The organism is Aquirufa sp. ROCK2-A2, assembly GCF_054558485.1.
Genome location: NZ_JBPXKA010000001.1, coordinates 495,722 through 512,363 on the forward strand (window position 1 = coordinate 495,722; position 16,642 = coordinate 512,363).

Annotated in this window: 12 protein-coding genes; 1 reads left to right on the top strand and 11 read right to left on the bottom strand. The window is 36.1% G+C overall.

Annotated elements, in window-relative coordinates:
* The 4 genes from V7S76_RS02170 to V7S76_RS02185 all read right to left on the bottom strand — a co-directional run bounded on the left by V7S76_RS02170 (position 1) and on the right by V7S76_RS02185 (position 3,623).
* Positions 1-1,092, bottom strand: a complete 1,092-nt coding sequence (locus V7S76_RS02170) for a M20/M25/M40 family metallo-hydrolase (RefSeq protein ID WP_459508362.1) — start codon at positions 1,090-1,092, stop codon at positions 1-3.
* Positions 1,092-1,877, bottom strand: coding sequence for an acetylglutamate kinase (gene argB, locus V7S76_RS02175; RefSeq protein WP_459508364.1), 786 nt, complete (start codon positions 1,875-1,877; stop codon positions 1,092-1,094). Before argB ends, V7S76_RS02170 begins: the two co-directional genes overlap by 1 nt.
* A gap of 2 nt (positions 1,878-1,879) precedes the next feature.
* Entirely contained in the window at positions 1,880-2,854 is a 975-nt protein-coding gene (locus V7S76_RS02180; RefSeq protein ID WP_459508365.1) for an N-acetylornithine carbamoyltransferase, read from the bottom strand.
* 217 nt (positions 2,855-3,071) lie between these two features.
* Positions 3,072-3,623, bottom strand: a complete 552-nt coding sequence (locus tag V7S76_RS02185) for a GNAT family N-acetyltransferase (RefSeq protein WP_459508366.1) — start codon at positions 3,621-3,623, stop codon at positions 3,072-3,074.
* 153 nt (positions 3,624-3,776) lie between these two features.
* On the opposite strand from V7S76_RS02185, the gene V7S76_RS02190 reads away from it, so the two are divergent.
* Complete coding sequence (locus tag V7S76_RS02190; RefSeq protein ID WP_459508367.1) at positions 3,777-6,383, top strand: TonB-dependent receptor; 2,607 nt, start codon at positions 3,777-3,779, stop codon at positions 6,381-6,383.
* 813 nt (positions 6,384-7,196) lie between these two features.
* Here V7S76_RS02190 and V7S76_RS02195 read toward each other — a convergent pair.
* From V7S76_RS02195 to V7S76_RS02225, 7 genes are all read right to left on the bottom strand, one after another.
* Entirely contained in the window at positions 7,197-9,629 is a 2,433-nt protein-coding gene (locus V7S76_RS02195; protein WP_459508368.1) for a TonB-dependent receptor, read from the bottom strand.
* Positions 9,630-10,109: 480 nt separating this feature from the next.
* Complete coding sequence (locus V7S76_RS02200) at positions 10,110-10,637, bottom strand: YfiT family bacillithiol transferase (RefSeq protein WP_459508369.1); 528 nt, start codon at positions 10,635-10,637, stop codon at positions 10,110-10,112.
* Between the two features lies 1 nt (position 10,638).
* A complete protein-coding gene (locus V7S76_RS02205) occupies positions 10,639-12,351 on the bottom strand; it encodes a D-alanine--D-alanine ligase family protein (RefSeq protein ID WP_459508370.1) in 1,713 nt (570 codons plus the stop codon).
* Positions 12,352-12,363: 12 nt separating this feature from the next.
* A complete protein-coding gene (locus tag V7S76_RS02210) occupies positions 12,364-12,612 on the bottom strand; it encodes a NifU family protein (protein WP_459508371.1) in 249 nt (82 codons plus the stop codon).
* 10 nt (positions 12,613-12,622) lie between these two features.
* A complete protein-coding gene (locus V7S76_RS02215; protein WP_459508372.1) occupies positions 12,623-13,705 on the bottom strand; it encodes an Mrp/NBP35 family ATP-binding protein in 1,083 nt (360 codons plus the stop codon).
* A 61-nt stretch (positions 13,706-13,766) separates the two neighbouring features.
* Positions 13,767-14,738: a GSCFA domain-containing protein gene (locus V7S76_RS02220; protein ID WP_459508373.1), complete on the bottom strand. Its 972-nt coding sequence runs from the start codon at positions 14,736-14,738 to the stop codon at positions 13,767-13,769.
* Between the two features lie 5 nt (positions 14,739-14,743).
* On the bottom strand, positions 14,744-16,501 hold the full coding sequence (locus tag V7S76_RS02225; protein ID WP_459508374.1) for a DUF885 domain-containing protein: 1,758 nt from the start codon (positions 16,499-16,501) through the stop codon (positions 14,744-14,746).
* Positions 16,502-16,642 lie beyond the last annotated feature (141 nt).

Here is a 16,642-nt window from a genome sequence, read left to right on the forward strand (position 1 = left end):
TTATTTCGAATTTAATGGGTAAAACTGTATTGTTGCAAGTATTAATTGTTGATATGTTTGTATACCTTGTTTCAACTCTTCCAAATAAATAAATTCATCAGCCGTATGTGACCTTCCTGAATGTCCTGGACCTATTTTAACCGAAGGACAAGTTAATAATGATTGGTCTGAAAGGGTAGGAGAGCCAAATGTTTCCATTCCCAAAACTTTCGCTGCCCTAACAACAGGATGATTTTGTTCCATTTTACTTGAGGATAATCGCAATGAACGAGGGGATAATTCTGCTTGAACCATGCCTTGTAATTCCGCAACTACTTCTTCCAAGGTATAACATTCATTTACTCGACAATCAATGGTAAAATGACATACATCTGGAACGACATTATGTTGTTTCCCTGCCTCTATCACCGTAACCGTAGTTTTTACGGGTCCGAGCATATTAGAAACTTTCTCAAATGAATGATTTTTGATTTTCAGGATATCATCCATTGCTAGATAAATCGCATTGATACCTTCATTTCTGGCGGCGTGACCTGCTTTTCCAACCACTTTTGCATCTATGACGACTAATCCTTTTTCAGCAATGGCTAATTGACAATCTGTTGGTTCCCCAACTATAGCCCAATCAATTTTAGGAAAATTTTCTACTTTCAATAATGCCTCTATGCCATTTTTGCCAGAAATTTCTTCTTCGGCCGTAGCTGCCAAAACAAGATTAAATGGCAATTCTGCCGCCTCGTAAAAAGCACAAAATGTACTAATTAAACAGACTAAACTTGCCCCTGCATCATTCGATCCTAAACCAAATAATTTATTGTCTTTGATTGTGGCCTGAAAAGGGTCCTCGTTCCAAGAGGCATTGGGTTTTACCGTATCATGATGAGAATTCATTAAAACGGTAGGTTTGTTTGAATCGAAAGCTTTATTTACAGCCCAAACATTGTTTAAATAAACATGGAAAGGGATGTTTTTTTGTTGGAAAAATTTTTGAATCAGTTGAGAAGTCCCATCTTCTTCTTTGCTAAAAGAAGGACTCGCTATTAATTGGCTTAATAGTTCTTTTGCTTCAAGAAATTGTTTTTCCGTAAACATTAGGCTTTTATGGTTGTTCCTTTGAAAGGAAATTTCACATTTTTGGCATGGGTAATTTGAACTTCATGTACACCTTGGGATATTGCTTTTAACGCATTCTCTAATTTGGGAATCATACCTGCCGATACGATTCCTTTATTTTTTAGGTCTTCAAATGAGCTTTGATTAATGCAGCTAATCACCGATTCATCATCTTCTGGATCGAAAAGCACACCTTGTTTTTCAAAGCAATAAATCAAATTCACTTGATAAAATTCGCTTAAAGCAATTGCCAATGCTTGTGCCATCGTGTCTGCATTGGTATTCAATAATTGACCCGATGAATCTGCAGTAATGGGTGCAAATACAGGATGATATCCTAAAGTAATCAATTGCTGCAATGCAGGGCCATTGATTTGTTCTATGTCTCCTACAAATCCATAGTCAATGGGTTCAGGATTTCTTTTTTTACTTACTACTAATTTTCCGTCTGGTCCTGATAAACCCAAGGCATTTTTTCCTAAACCTTGTAATTTACCTACCATGGATTTATTGATCCAACCCGCATAAACCATGCTGACGATACGTAAACTAGCCTCATCTGTCACTCTTCTACCATTGATCATTTGGCTTTGGATACCTAATTCTTTCGCCATTTCCGTGGCTATTTTACCGCCCCCATGAACCAATAAACTGAACCCTTCCAATGTGGCAAAATCTTGTAAAAAAAGATCTAATTGAACGGAATCATCAATGATGTTCCCTCCAATTTTTATGACATTTAAAAGAGGTTTTGAATTCTCCATGATTAAAAAAGATAAGGACTATCTTGTCTCATTTGAGATAACAATATTTCTTTTAGGACTGTTTGCGCAGCCCAGACTCTATTTCCGGCTTGTTGTACCACAATAGAATGTTCTGAATCCAATACGGCATCTTCTACAACAACATTTCTTCTAACCGGTAAGCAATGCATAAATTTAGCATTATTGGTTAAATTCATTTTTTCCATGGTAACCATCCAAGCTGGATCTGAATTCAATATTTTTCCATAGTCTTCATAGGAAGACCAGTTTTTAGCATAGATAAAATCAGCTCCTTCAAATGCATCCTTCGGGTCGTAACAAATCTTCGCTTTACCAGAGAATTCAGGTGCCAATTCATACCCTTTCGGGTGTGCAATGGTAAAGTCAACATTCGCCATATTCATCCATTCTGCAAAAGAATTGGGAACACATTGAGGCAATGCTTTTACGTGGGGCGCCCAAGTTAAAACAACTTTAGGTTTGTCAACTTTTTTATATTCTTCTATGGTAATTAAATCCGTTAAGGATTGTAAAGGATGTCGTGTTGCAGATTCTAAACTAACAATCGGGCGGCCCGTATATTTAATAAATTGATTCAATACCTTTTCCGAATAATCTTCCTCTCTGTTTTGAAGGCCAGGAAAGCTTCTTACCCCTACAATATCACAATATTTGCCTATGACAGCGGCTGCCTCACTGATATGTTCTGCTTTATCACCGTTCATGATGACCCCTTCATTCATTTCCAATTGCCAAGAATCAGCTCCGACATTCATGACCATAACATCCATGCCTAGATTTTGAGCCGCTTTTTGAGTGGATAAGCGCGTACGAAGGCTTGAATTGAAAAAGAGTAATCCCATGGTTTTGTGTTTACCCATGTGACGGTCTGAATTAGGAGATTTTTTCATCAAAAGTGCTTCCTTTACAAGGTTTTCCAAGTTGTAAGCATCTTTTACTGAGGTAAAATTGTACATAAATGTGTTAGCCCTTAGGCTTGTTTATTTGATAATTTAGCAAAATTACCAAAAGTCTTAGGAATGTTAAGGTTTTTAGGGAAATAGTTTTGTGAGGTAATAGTTAGTAGGTACAAGTTTTTTGGTTTTAGATATTAGTTATTCGGTCATATTTTCATTCCCAAAACTACCCTAGAACAAGGCTCTGATACCTATTAATTCCCATTATTATATATACCTAATCCCTCAATTTTTTCTCCCAACAAATCAAGGGAATTGTTTCATTGACAAAAATTTCTTTTTCACCCATTTTCTCAAAGCCGTTTTTTATTAAAACTTTTTGGGACCCTATATTTTCCACGGGGGTTTCGGCCGAAATGCCTATGAGGTCTTTATCTTGTGATGCCCAAGCAATTAAATGCTCCACAGCCTCCGTTGCGATGTTTAATTTCCGGAATTTTTGATCAATGCAATACCCGATTTCTGTTTTCCCTTCATCATTGGGTAAGCCTGAAAGACCAATTCCCCCTACAGAGCAGGATTTTTCAGTTAGTATTATTTCCCAATTTGTGTACCAGAAAAAATCCAAAGGGAATTTATGTGTCATCGGAATCCAAAAATTACTTAATGCTTCCAAGGTTTCGACTTCATAAAACTTTTCTAACATCCAATGGTTAGGTTTTAATTGGAGAAAATTTTCTAACTCTTCTCGACCGTATTTTTTCCAAATTTGGAGCATTGAATGGTCTAGAGGAATAAGTTCTAAACGAGGAGTTTTTAATGAAATCATATCAATTGCTGAAAATTTGTCTTGTGTTGAACTACAAAATAGAGGTTTTGGTCGCAAAAAATGAAATTATATATAGTTATGCTTGAATTTTGTGCTCGGTTTTAAATTCGCATCAACAGAGTTCATTGCTTTAAAATTACCTAATAAGAAAACATGAAAAAAATATTTCTATTATTATCCGTCCTAAGTATCAATTTTTCCATTTTTGCTCAAATTCCTGGTGGATTTGGTGCTGCACCTAAAAAAGAGGCGGTTATTCCAGGAACAGCCCAAGCTGCACCCAAAGGATCGGCAAAGATCGTGGGTTATTTATTGGATTCCTTGGACAATAAACCTGTCGATTTTGCTTCCGTTGCTTTGATCAATAAGTCCACTAACCGTCCTGTGGATGGAGCTCAGGCTGATCAGGTTGGTAAATTTGTCATCAATAAAGTAGCCATCGGGTCCTATAAATTGGTGATTTCATTCATTGGATACGAAAGCAAAACAATCTTTGTAGAAATAGCTTCTAAAAATGATGATCATGATTTAGGGGTAATTAAAATGCAAGCAAGTACTAAAATGCTTCAAGAAGTTACTGTTGAAGGACAAAGAGCATTAATCGAAGAACGTGTGGATAGAACGGTATACAACGCTGAAAAAGATCAAACCAATAGAGGTGGAGATGCAACGGATGTGTTGAAAAAAGTTCCTATGTTATCTGTTGATTTGGACGGAAATCCTTCTTTGAGAGGTAGTTCCAATGTAAAAGTTTTAATTAACAATAAGCCATCTACCATTATGGCTTCAAGCATCACAGATGCTTTGAAACAAATTCCGGCTGATATGATCAAATCGGTGGAGGTGATCACTTCTCCTTCAGCTAAATACGATGCCGAAGGTTCTGCGGGTATCATTAACATTGTAACCAAGAAAAACACCTTACAAGGTTTAACCTTATCATTTGATTCAAGTGTAGGAGCTAGAGGTTCTAACTTATCTTTAAATGGTAACTTCAGAAACAAAACGTGGGGATTATCTTTGGGAGGTTTTGGAAGAATAGAATACAATGTGAATGGTAAATTTGAAAGTACACAAAAAACCATTTCGAATGGAGTTGAAACCGTCAATGTACAATCCGCTGAATCAAGACGTCAAGGTTTATTTGGAAATTACCAATTAGGATTTGATTGGGACATCAACAAACGCAATTCCATCACTTCCAATGTTCGTTTTGGATTAAGAAATGGTAACAACTGGCAAGATGGATTGAGTCAAATTAGAAATAATGTATTGACCAGTTTAAGAAATACCAATTCTATGGATCAATCAGCCAACGTAGATATCAACGTGGATTATACAAGAACCTTTGAAAAGGCTCAAAAAGAATTTTCCATTTTGTCGATGTATAGTCGGAATAATAGAACCAACGACTTTTACAATCAGGTAATGAATCCTAAATCAACGATGAGTGAAATCATTAACTCTTTGAAAAATGAAAACCTTTCTTATAATCAGGAGGCAACTTTTCAAATGGATTACCAAACACCCATCAATAAAATGTCGATGATTGAATTTGGTGCCAAAATTATAGCAAGAGATGTTACGTCTGATTATCAATCTTTTCAAGCAGGTTCAGATGGTATTTATCAAAAGGTCAATATAGCTAGTTTGCCAAGTAATGTGTTCGATTATAATCAAAATATTTGGGGAACATACGGTTCTTATACCTTGAGTACAAAAAGTAAATGGAGTGTTAAATTAGGTGGTCGTTACGAGCATGCAGACATTACCGCAGATTTTAAAAATAAGGAATCTAATCAAAACACGGTTATTCCGTCTTATGGAGTATTTGTACCAAGTGTCAATTTCTCCAAGTCTTTCAAATCAGGTACATGGAGATTTAGTTACAATCGCCGTATTCAACGTCCAGGGATTGAAAATTTAAATCCAAACGTGAATGCAACGAATCCATTGAATATTTCTGTGGGTAATCCCAACTTAGCACCCGAGTATACCAATAATTATGAAATTTCATACAGCAAATTTGTGAAGCAAACCTATATTTCTTCATCCTTTTTTGTGAGAAATACGACGGGAGCCATTAGCCGAATTCGCCAAGTTGTGGGTGATGTGATTAAAACAACTTCTATGAATATTGGAAATGAAGATGCTTATGGATTGAACATCAACTTAAATATGAATTTATCCAATAAATTGATGTTAGGAGGAGGCGGTGATTTGTCTTACATGGTGTTAAATAACAATAACCCAGATCCATTGATGAGTGCCAAAAATGAAGGTTTACAGTCGAACTTTAGAATTTTCGGTAATTACAACATTGGAAACGGCTGGGGTGCACAGGTATTTTCTTTTTATCGCGTGAATCAAGTTCAATTACAAGGTTCTCAAGGAGGATTTGGTATGTATAGTTTAAGTTTTAAGAAGGACTTTAAGAACAAAAAGGGAAGTGTTGGTTTTGGTGCAGAGAACTTCTTAACGCCTGGTGGATTTGTTATGCGTAATGAGACGAAAACAGCGACATTGTATCAATTGTCCGAAAATACCATGCGAAACATGAACTTTAAAATTAATTTCTCTTATCGTATTGGTAAAATGAGTTTTGGTCCAACGAAGAAGAAAAAATCAGTATCAAATGACGATACCAAAGATGGCGGAGATGCTTCACCGGCACCAGCTGCACAACCAATGATGATGCCTGGAATGGGTGGTGGTCGTATGGGTGGCGGCGGAGGAGGTGGTTTCGGCGGTCCAAGATAACCATTCCCCAGTTGAAATTTGAAAAGAGCCTTAGGGCTCTTTTTTTATGCATGAAGGGTAAATTTAGACATTAATAAAATTTCTTTTCTTGTCGTTTTTTGCCTCATGACCGTTCGTCTTGTGATAAAACCTTTTTACACCTGTGATAAAAACGAATCAATAATTTTACTAGATGAAATTATATGTAATACGGAGGGCAAATTTTTTCTGTATTTTTCCATTTGTTAACGCTTCTCAAAGATTTTATCATTCATCTAGCTGAAAATTGTTGTCAAAAATAAGTTAATAGATGAAAAATATAAGTTTTCATTTAGTAATTATAGTTTCCATTTTTTATGGGGTAATGGGGCCCCTTACCCCCTGCAATTTAATGCTTTAAAAGTATAGTTGTTTGATAAAATGATGTAATAGTACTTTTCTGCTTTTGAATTCGATCTCATCAGCCATCGTTAATAATCACGAAAACTTTTTTCAGAAATTAAACAATCTCGAGATGTACGGTTAATCCGACGAAAGATTTGAACGTAGCGGTAGGCGGAGCTTTGACAATGCGCCTGGGGTATGTGCGTCAGGGTCAAAGAAAATAGCCGAAAGTGTAGTGAAAATCGTGCCGCTTGCGGATTCGTCTTGGATTAGCTGGCAAATTTTAAGTTTTTTTGTTTCTTTTTTTCTAAAAAAAAGAAATGCCATGGAAAATAAATTAACCAATAAGGTGCAATGCGATATCGATTGTTGAGATAGGAATGAATATGTTAACTCTTAATTCGCATTATTAAATATTACCTTTTACCTATTACCTAATTCCAATTCTTCCTATTTTTTAACCCGACTCTTTTCATCCTCCAAACCAGTACTTCTTTGTCTTTCACCTTTGATTAAAGTATTCCCAAATCGATAAGCAAAATTGAATCGGAATACTCGAGTATCATTTTTTGGACGAACGATAACATCAAGGTCAGCATATTTAATTGTTACCTCTGGATTACTGGTATAAAGTACGTCTTGAGCATTTATTCGGATGGTTCCTCGTTTATTTAAGATGGTTTTCTGGATTCCTAGATTTAGGGACCCACCCGGACCAAACATAAACGCACTTTCTAGTCCACCCGAAAAGTAATTTCCTCCAATTTCTAATTTAAAATCCTTCGGTAGTGTAAAGGTATGATTACTTGAGAAATAGAACATGTTTTTACCTGTTTTGATAGGTTTTGTGTCAATATTGCCGGTTAATTCAGTACGATTGATGTATATGTCGGTATTGGTTGACCACCAATTTTTGAGGGGTATTGGAAGACTTAAACCAATACTATACGTTTCTCTTTTAGCCAAATTAGCCGTTGTTTGGTAAGTCCTTCTCGTTTCAGCATCTTGCTTTAACAATTGTGTGATAACTTGATCCGTCATACTATAGCCCAATGTGGAGGAAATTCCTCCTTGATAGGTATGACTCAATTCCACCGAATTCGTTAATTGTGGCATTAACATCGGATTTCCAACATTGTAGGTATAATTATCGATGTAAAATATAAAGGGATTTAAATCCGAATATCCAGGTCTATCAATTCTTCTTGAATAGGTGAGTCCCAAGGTATGATTTTGGGATAAATCATATTGGAGAAAGGTACTTGGGAATAGTTGAAAATAATTTCGATGAAAAGATGAATCTGGAGCTTGGGTATAGGCCTTTGATGTACCATCCGCAAGCGTTAATTCGCCTCGAAGACCAATTTGGTAACTAAATTTGCCAATTTTTCGTTCTGTATTTAAATATCCCGCATGAATTTGCTCGGTATATATAAACCGATTAGCCTGTGCTGCTAAAAAAAGATAATCCACTTGCTTTTCATTTTTTCCCCTGAATTGTAAATCGTTATCCGTTTTGACATAAGATGATTTGATTCCCATTCCCCATTTCGATTTCCAGAAATTGGGAACAATGTAATCCGTCTTTAATGAATATTGATCAATATGTGAAATGGAATTAACTCGAATAATGGTATCAGGGGTAATTTTGGTAAAATCTCCTTTTAGATAGGAGGCTATATAATCGTTTTGATTATCGTAATTAAATTGAGCGTAATCCAAATCAACTGTTATTTCCCTTCCTGTGGTATCGAAATTGTGTTTAAAGTTGAAATTCGCTGCGAAATTGTCATTTGGCATGGAATACGAATTGTAGGTGTTCGTTCGAGTTAGGACTTTTCCTACATCATTTGATTGAACGGTCTCGTTTAAACCATTCGTTAATTTATCGCTGTTATATGCCCCAGAAAATAGGATACCAATAGTTGTTTTTGGAGAATAGTACCAATCCACTCCCGTTTTAATTTGGGTATTTTGATTTTTATTTGGATAGCTAAAATTTTGTTCAAATTGTTCCTTTTGAGTAGTAAATTTTCTCAAAAGATAATTCTTTTCCATCATGGGTCTTAATCCAGCCGTGGCATTTCCAAAGACGTTCCAGCCATTTTTACGGTAATTTAGATTTAATCCCAAAGCCTCTCTGGCATAAAATCCTTGTGCATAAGTTACATTCGCAGATCCATTCATGCCAATATTGGCATTTTTTTTCAATTTGATATTTACTAATCCACCAGTTCCTGCCGCGTCATATCTAGAAGAAGGATTCGACATGATTTCTAATTGACTAATTTGGTCTGCGGGCAGATTGCGTAAGAAATTCGATAAATCCGAACCCGTCAAATACGATATTTTTCCATCAATCATCACTTTGGCACCCGCTTTTCCTTTGATACTAATATTTCCATCTTTATCAATGAGAATCCCAGGTGATCTTTCAAGTAATTCATAAGTAGTGTTCCCAGCAGCCATGGCTGAATTTTCTACATTCACGATGGTTTTATCTAATTTTCGTTCAATGTAGGGCTTGGCGGCACTTACTTTTACTTCTTGTAAAAGGGTGGTGGAATTGGGTAAAATAATATCTCCTAAATCAAGCTTGCTGGTAGAATTCATTTCGACAGATTTAATTTCTTTGGCTGTAAATCCACTGGCTTGAATTCTTATGGTAAAAAGTCCATTAGGTACGTTGCTTGCTAAGAAAATTCCATTTTCATCACTTATGTATCCTTTTACAACACTCGAGTCACTTTGTTTTTTCAACAAAATACTGGCAAATGGAATGGCTTGATTCTGGCTGTCTTTTGTGGTAAATTGAAGGCTATTTTGAGCTTGAGATGAAAAAATAACGATGATTGTTAGAACTAAACTTAAGTAAAATTTCATTAGGCGGATTGATTATAAAAAGAAATAATTAGAGCTTTTAAGATGCATCCCATTCCCAATGGTTGCATGCCAAGTAACAAAATTATCGCAAGTACCTTGTAATGCATAGTACTTAATGATGAATGGCAAATATTTATTACAAATGATAGGAGAATTATTTGCCAACTATTTTCTGTGGAGAGCTGCTTCTTATATTTGCTAAAATTTTGCTAAAATCTTTTCATCTATTTGTATCCCTTCGTCCATAACGACCTTATTGTTGATTCCATCTTAATATCCATAAAGGTGAAGGATATCATAAGCGTTATTTAATATCTTCATAAATTGAACCATTGGCTTGCCTTGGTAGTAAAATGTCTTCGGCATTATACAACTACCGTTCTGTTTCTATTTTGGAATTTTTGATATTTTTCATTTATTTATTAGTGTTTAGAAAAATATAAAATAGCCCAATAAAGTCAAATCAATAGGTTAATAAATTTATTTGGCGCGGATAATTTCTAAATGAGCTAAATGATGCATTGAATGCCATGCATAAATGCCAATCACACGATCCAATGGATAGGTAATACCTCTTGTCGGATGTAAATATGTTTTGCTCCAATCTGCTTCCTCTAAAGAATTCAACAAATAGACCCAGCGGGCATGCAATGCTTTCAAGCCCATGATGGAAAGTTCAATAGGCGCAGAAGAGCCATCTGCCAAAAGGGCATAAGCATTTTCATCATAATCTTTGATGGTTGGATTTTCTCCTTCTGTCAAAGCTGCTTTGATACGAACGTAGCAGTGTATATGGCTATCGAATAAATGATGAATCACTTGTCTGCCTGTCCAACTTCCTTCTCGGTACGTAGTTTCAAGCTGGTTTTCATTCAATTGAGATGCAAGGGCTTCTAACTTCGCTGGAAATTCTTTTAAAGTAGCGATCCATTCTTCACGAATGGCAGGAGTGATGACTTCTGGTGCAGAAAAACGACCAATCGGGTATTGCAGAGGATTGATTTCCATGTTAAATAATTGTATTGGTGTAAAATTTAGTGATTGCTTCGGCATTTTGACGGGTATTAGCGATCAATGGATGAACCCCTTTTTTGATGGCTTCCATCATTTCTTTAGCGGAATCTTTGGAAATTTGAGCGGTATTTAATTCAAAGGCCATTTCACCTTCTTCCATTTCCATTGGGGTGATTATTTCAACTTGTTGAATTCCTTTGGCGGCTAATTCATTGACTTGCATTTTTGCTTTTTGGAAGCTTAATTCCAAAGCATCAGCGTTGTCACCACTGATTTCGATCATAATTTTTTCGCTTTCCGATTTGATCTTCAGCGTTTTTTGAATGGAAGTATCCAAAGCTTCTAACATGCCTCTAAAGGTATGATAATTTTTACCTGTTCTTAGTCGTTCACGAATGGATTGACGGATAAAATAAGTTAGCGAATCCGTAACATTTAAGCCAATTTCCGCCATTTGTTTGAAAATTAAGGAACTTGGCGACATACCTGGAATAGTGTTCGGGTCATGTAATACGACCTGACCTTCAGAAGTTAAAAAACCATCAATTCGCGTACAAACCCCAAACCCTAAATCCTCAAATGCTTGTTTGACTTGTGCTTGGATGTCGTGTAAATGCGGAAGGCTTGCCTCCATGGGGATTCTTTTGCGCGTTGCTTTCGATTTGTATTTGGCATTAAAATCAAACACTTCAACACTTTCATCAATTACAATTTCGGTAGGAGGTAAGGCTACTGTTTTGCCTTTAGGAGTTTGTATGACTCCACAACTAAATTCATTTCCATTAACAAACGATTCTAATAAAATGGCGTCTTCTGAATGCACTGACTGAATACTAGCTTTGGTAACGGTATGGCTGAAATATGATTCTAACTCAATCAACAAATCTGCTGGATGGTCATAAATCTGATGTTGGAAAACAACCGGAAAACCGATTCCTTCATCTAAATTGACCATTTTTTGCAAGAGAATCTCTTTATCTTCTGGTGTATATTGTAACCATTGTTCTCGGTAAATCTCTTGGCAAAAAAGACATTTTTTCATCGCTTGATCAAAATCCTCTAAGGAGTCTTTTTTAACAAAAGCTAAACCAATGGACGAACCTTGGTGCGGTGCTTTGGCAACAAATGGAATACCAATTTCTTTTTTTACTTGTTCAAATAATGTTTCTCGGCCATATTTTTCATAATCGTCTCTTTGCAAGACGAAAAATTTCTTTTCTAAACCAACACTCTTTTTTAGCCATTCATTTTGCTTGGCTTTATCGATCCCAATCGCAGAACCTAATAATCCTGGACCAGAATAAGGTATGCCATACCATTCCAATAAACCTTGAATACTGCCATCTTCACAACCGGGGCCATGCATTGCAATAAAGGCAAAGTCGAAATGTTTAGAAAATTCCTCAGGTGAAATTCTTTGTCCAATGGACTGAATGATGTTCGAATGTTCTTCCGCGGATAAATGGGATAGAGATTCTATATATACCGAAAATGGTGCTTTTTGATACGATTTAGGTGGATAGAAGTCGCGAATAGATTCTTGGAAAAGTAATTCTTCTTTGATTAAAATAAAATTACCTGACCCATCCACAAAAACGGGAACTGGCTGAAATAATGCTTTATTCAGGTGCGCCATGGCTGTTTTTCCGCCTGCAAAGCTAATTTCTCTTTCTCTAGCTGGGCCACCAAATAATATTCCTATTCGCATAATAATGGTAATTTAAAATCTTTCACTTACATCTTCAACGGCCGAAACTTCAGGGACTTCTCTTCGGATGGCCTCTTCTACGCCCGCTTTAAATGTCATGGCTGACATATTGCAAGATTTACAAGCACCTAATAAGTTTAAGCGTAGGATATTTTCTTGGGTAATTTCGACAATCTCTACATTCCCGCCATCCGCAATTAAATAGGGTCTTATGCTATCTAAAGCCGATTGGATTTTTGTATATAAAGGGTGATTTTCCATAGTTGACCTTTTATATGTTAGGTGTTTTTGAGTTGGTAATGGCAATTTGTTGTGCTAAATTCTCTGCAATAATTTGAAATGCAGTGGCACTTGGACTTTCAGCAGCAGCAATAGGTTTCCCTGCATCACCAGCCTCTCTAATGGCTTGTACCAACGGAACTTCTCCTAAAAATGGAACTTGGTATTTCTCGGCCAAAGCTTTTCCACCGTCTTTGCCAAATAAATAATACTTGTTTTCTGGTAATTCTTCAGGAGTAAAATAGGACATATTTTCAACCAATCCTAAAATTGGAACATTGATGCCTGCTTGTTTGAAAAACTGCAAACCTTTGGTTGCGTCTGAAAGAGCTACTTTTTGAGGCGTCGTTACAATAACCGCGCCCGTCAATTTAATTAATTGAACCAAAGTTAAGTGTATATCGGAAGTTCCTGGAGGTAAATCAATTAATAAATAATCTAATTCATCCCAATTCGTATCTCCAAAAAATTGTCGCAAAGCCTGCGTCATCATGGGACCTCTCCATGGCACTGGACTTTCGGTAGGAGCCAAAAACCCCATGGAAATCATTTTAATCCCATATTGTAAAATAGGTTGAATTCTATTTTTACCATTCACTTCCTGAACCATCGGTTGCATATCTTCAGCCCCAAACATCACAGGAATGGATGGCCCAGAAATATCGGCATCTAAAATTCCCACTTTGGCACCTGCATTTTTCAATGCCATGGCCAAATTGGCTGTAACTGTTGATTTGCCTACGCCACCTTTGCCAGAAGCAACCGCAATAACGTTTTTTACACCTGGTATCAATGGATCGCTTTGTTGTAAACTAGTCACTTCAGCCGTCATGTTGATGACAATTTTCAAATCTGGATGAACCAGGTTTTTGATTGCATTTTCACAATCTTGACGAATTTTTTCCTTCAAAGGACATGCCGGTGTGGTTAAAACAACGGTAAAACGAACTTCGCCAATTCCTAACTCGATATCTTTGATCATTCCTAATGTGACCAAATCTTTTTTCAGATCGGGTTCTTGCACGGTGCTCAATGCTCCAAGAATGATTTCTTTACTTACGCTTAATTCTCCCATTTTCAAATTTTCCTTTCAAACTTCAAATATACGGTATTTTGAAATTCTTTTTTCATCTCTCTTAACTAATCGTTAAAATTCGAGAATTAATCAGTTCTTCCATTTTGTGAATCGGTAAATGTGAATAATTTGTCTTGATTTCGTCTATCATTTTCATCAATAATTCATTGTGAATGGATTGTTTTTCTTTTTGAACCCGGTGATGAATACTTACTAAATAATTGGTCCATTTTTTCTCCAATTCGATTAAATCCAAATCAAAGAAACACCTTTTAAATAAATCCCATATGTAATTGATTGCCACTTCATTGGGATGAATTAAATCCGCGGCATAAAACCGATAATCCCTCAATTCATCCATCATGATTTCATAGGACGGGAAATAATGTACAAAATCCAATTTCTGGCAAATTTCTGCCGCAGCTACTCTTAATGTCGATTTAGAAATTGAATTTTCCTGCAATCCGTCTTTTGTATGTCTAACTGGCGAAATAGTTAGAATAATTTTTAGTTGGGGATTCTTTTTTTGTAATCCTTCAAAAAATTCAAATGTTTGGTTTGTTAATTCTTCAACCGTACTTAATCGTTTTTCAAATTGTGTATTACGTTGTTTATGGCAGTTGGCGATGGGCCTCCCTAATGTTTTGTCATAGTAATAAAACGCAGTTCCCCAAGTAATCAGTAGCCAATCGGTCTTTTGGCAAAATTCAATGGATTCCGTTTTGACTTGTTCTAAGCGCTTTATCAAATCCACTTTAGATGGAGAAGTGAATTGTGAATGGAAATCAGGATGAACAAAAAAATCATCTTGTGAAACACATTCATCTCCCTTTAATTCAAGTGGAGTTAAACTTCTTTGAATGGAAAAGGGATGAAATAAAGTTCCCAATGGTTGGTTAAGAATGGTCATGGGCAATCTTTCAAGTAGATTGCCCATGTTTTCAGAAAAACAAGAGCCGAGGCACAAAATGCGATTGGATACGCTGATTTTCTTCAACGATTCAGGAATAATAATGGAAGTTGCTAACTTCATGTTGCTTATTTTTTGGACCAAAGGTTCATTTTTGACTCCAATACATCCAAAGGCATGTTGCCGTCTTTCAGTAGTTCATCATGGAAATTTGAAATGGTAAATTTACTTCCCATTTCTTTGGAAAGTCGTTCCCGAATTTCTCGTATTTTCAAAGCCCCAATTTTATAGCTCAAAGCTTGCGCTGGGATTGCCATGTATCTCTCGATTTCTGCTATGGCGCCTTGTTCGCTGATAGGCTCATTTTCCATCATATATTGAATGGCTTCCTCCCGCGACATGTTTTTAGAATGTATTCCTGCATCCACCACTAAACGAATCGCACGGTGTATTTCATCTCCCAAGGCTCCCATATATTGATATGGGTCAGTATATAAACCTAATTCTTTACCTAAGCTTTCCGTATAAAGTGCCCAACCTTCGGCATAGGCTGAATTTCCTCCGAAACGACGCAATTGGGGTAAATCTTTGTTTTCTTGTTGCAAACTGATTTGATAATGATGCCCAGGAATAGCTTCGTGCAAGAATAAACTTTCCATGCCACTTGTGGTATTAAATTTGCTAGCATCTAAGATAGGAACATAAAAAATTCCTGGACGTCCACCTTCTAAAGTTCCTTGAAAATATTCTGCACTAGCACTTGCAGCTCTAAATGCTTCCGTTTGTCTTATTTCAAAAGGAGTTTTAGGTACTCTTCCAAACATTCGTTTTAATTTAGGTTCCATTTTTTTGTGAATGGCATGGAAGGCATCTAAAACCTCTTTTGGACTATGAAAAGGAGTGAATTGCGGGTCAGTTCGCATGAATTCAAAGAAGGCTTTTAAGTCGCCTTTGAAACCAACTTTATTTTTGGTGTTTTCCATTTCAGTGCGAATTCGTTTTACCTCGGCTAGTCCAGTTTGATAAATTTTATCGGCCGGTTCTTGGGTTGTCGTCAATACCTTAATTAAATATTGATAATAATTTGCTCCATTCTCTGTGGCACCAATTCCAGATGATAAACGAGCTTTCGGTAAATATTCATTTTGCATAAATACCGCTAATTTTTTATACGATGGTAATACTTTTGATTCAATTAATTGTCGGTATTCCGCCGTCAAACGTGCTTTTTCTTTTTCGGAAAAGGTTTTTGGGAATTGTTTGATTGGACCATAAAAAGTACTTTCCTCTATGTTTTTTACCTCAAATGATTGAAGTTGAGGAATTATTTTTAATACCAATGATTTGGGTAAAACATAATTTTTTGACAATCCTTTTTTGAAATATACTTCGCAACTGTCCAGGTAATTGGCTCCAAGATTCATTCTTTTTAACCAATTATCGTAGTCTTTTACCGTTGCAAAGGGTTGAATGACCGAGCCACTACCTAATTGAGCAAAAGTGAGATGAAAGCCATAAAATTGATTAAGCGGAGTTAAATTGTCTTGAAAAGTTAGTCCTTCTAACCCAAGCGTTAATTCCCTTTGGAAAATGTCAAAGGTGATTTGATCATTTGGTGTTAAAGTAGCTCTATCAATGGACGATAAATCCTTGGAATATTTGTCCAAAAGTTCCTTTATTTTCGCTCGGTGGGAATCCGTAAAATCAATGGTTAATTGGTCATTGAAGCGATTATCTCCATTGGAAGTAGCTGAAATCGGATTTAATCGAAGCTGATCTTCGTAATAATTAGCTACCAGTTTGGATAAATTTTCATTTGTTTGGTTGTTGCTTGTACAAGCAATTAGGCAACTGACTGCAAAAAAGAATACAATAATTTTTTTCATGAATAGTTTGTTTAGAAGTCGCAATTTAAAGAATTGTGCTAAGTGCCACAGATAAATTTCAATAAAATTGTACTCATTGGAGTTAAAATAATATCATTTCCGAAAAAAGGAAGGTTTAGAGCAATTTTGACAACTTACTAT

Coding starts and splice junctions, on each gene's coding strand:
- V7S76_RS02195 (WP_459508368.1), bottom strand. CDS start 9,629: ATGAAATTTTACTTAAGTTTAGTTCTAACAATCATCGTTATTTTTTCA.
- V7S76_RS02225 (WP_459508374.1), bottom strand. CDS start 16,501: ATGAAAAAAATTATTGTATTCTTTTTTGCAGTCAGTTGCCTAATTGCT.
- V7S76_RS02190 (WP_459508367.1), top strand. CDS start 3,777: ATGAAAAAAATATTTCTATTATTATCCGTCCTAAGTATCAATTTTTCC.
- V7S76_RS02220 (WP_459508373.1), bottom strand. CDS start 14,738: ATGAAGTTAGCAACTTCCATTATTATTCCTGAATCGTTGAAGAAAATC.
- V7S76_RS02215 (WP_459508372.1), bottom strand. CDS start 13,705: ATGGGAGAATTAAGCGTAAGTAAAGAAATCATTCTTGGAGCATTGAGC.
- V7S76_RS02200 (WP_459508369.1), bottom strand. CDS start 10,637: ATGGAAATCAATCCTCTGCAATACCCGATTGGTCGTTTTTCTGCACCA.
- argB (WP_459508364.1), bottom strand. CDS start 1,877: ATGGAGAATTCAAAACCTCTTTTAAATGTCATAAAAATTGGAGGGAAC.
- V7S76_RS02210 (WP_459508371.1), bottom strand. CDS start 12,612: ATGGAAAATCACCCTTTATATACAAAAATCCAATCGGCTTTAGATAGC.
- V7S76_RS02180 (WP_459508365.1), bottom strand. CDS start 2,854: ATGTACAATTTTACCTCAGTAAAAGATGCTTACAACTTGGAAAACCTT.
- V7S76_RS02185 (WP_459508366.1), bottom strand. CDS start 3,623: ATGATTTCATTAAAAACTCCTCGTTTAGAACTTATTCCTCTAGACCAT.
- V7S76_RS02205 (WP_459508370.1), bottom strand. CDS start 12,351: ATGCGAATAGGAATATTATTTGGTGGCCCAGCTAGAGAAAGAGAAATT.
- V7S76_RS02170 (WP_459508362.1), bottom strand. CDS start 1,092: ATGTTTACGGAAAAACAATTTCTTGAAGCAAAAGAACTATTAAGCCAA.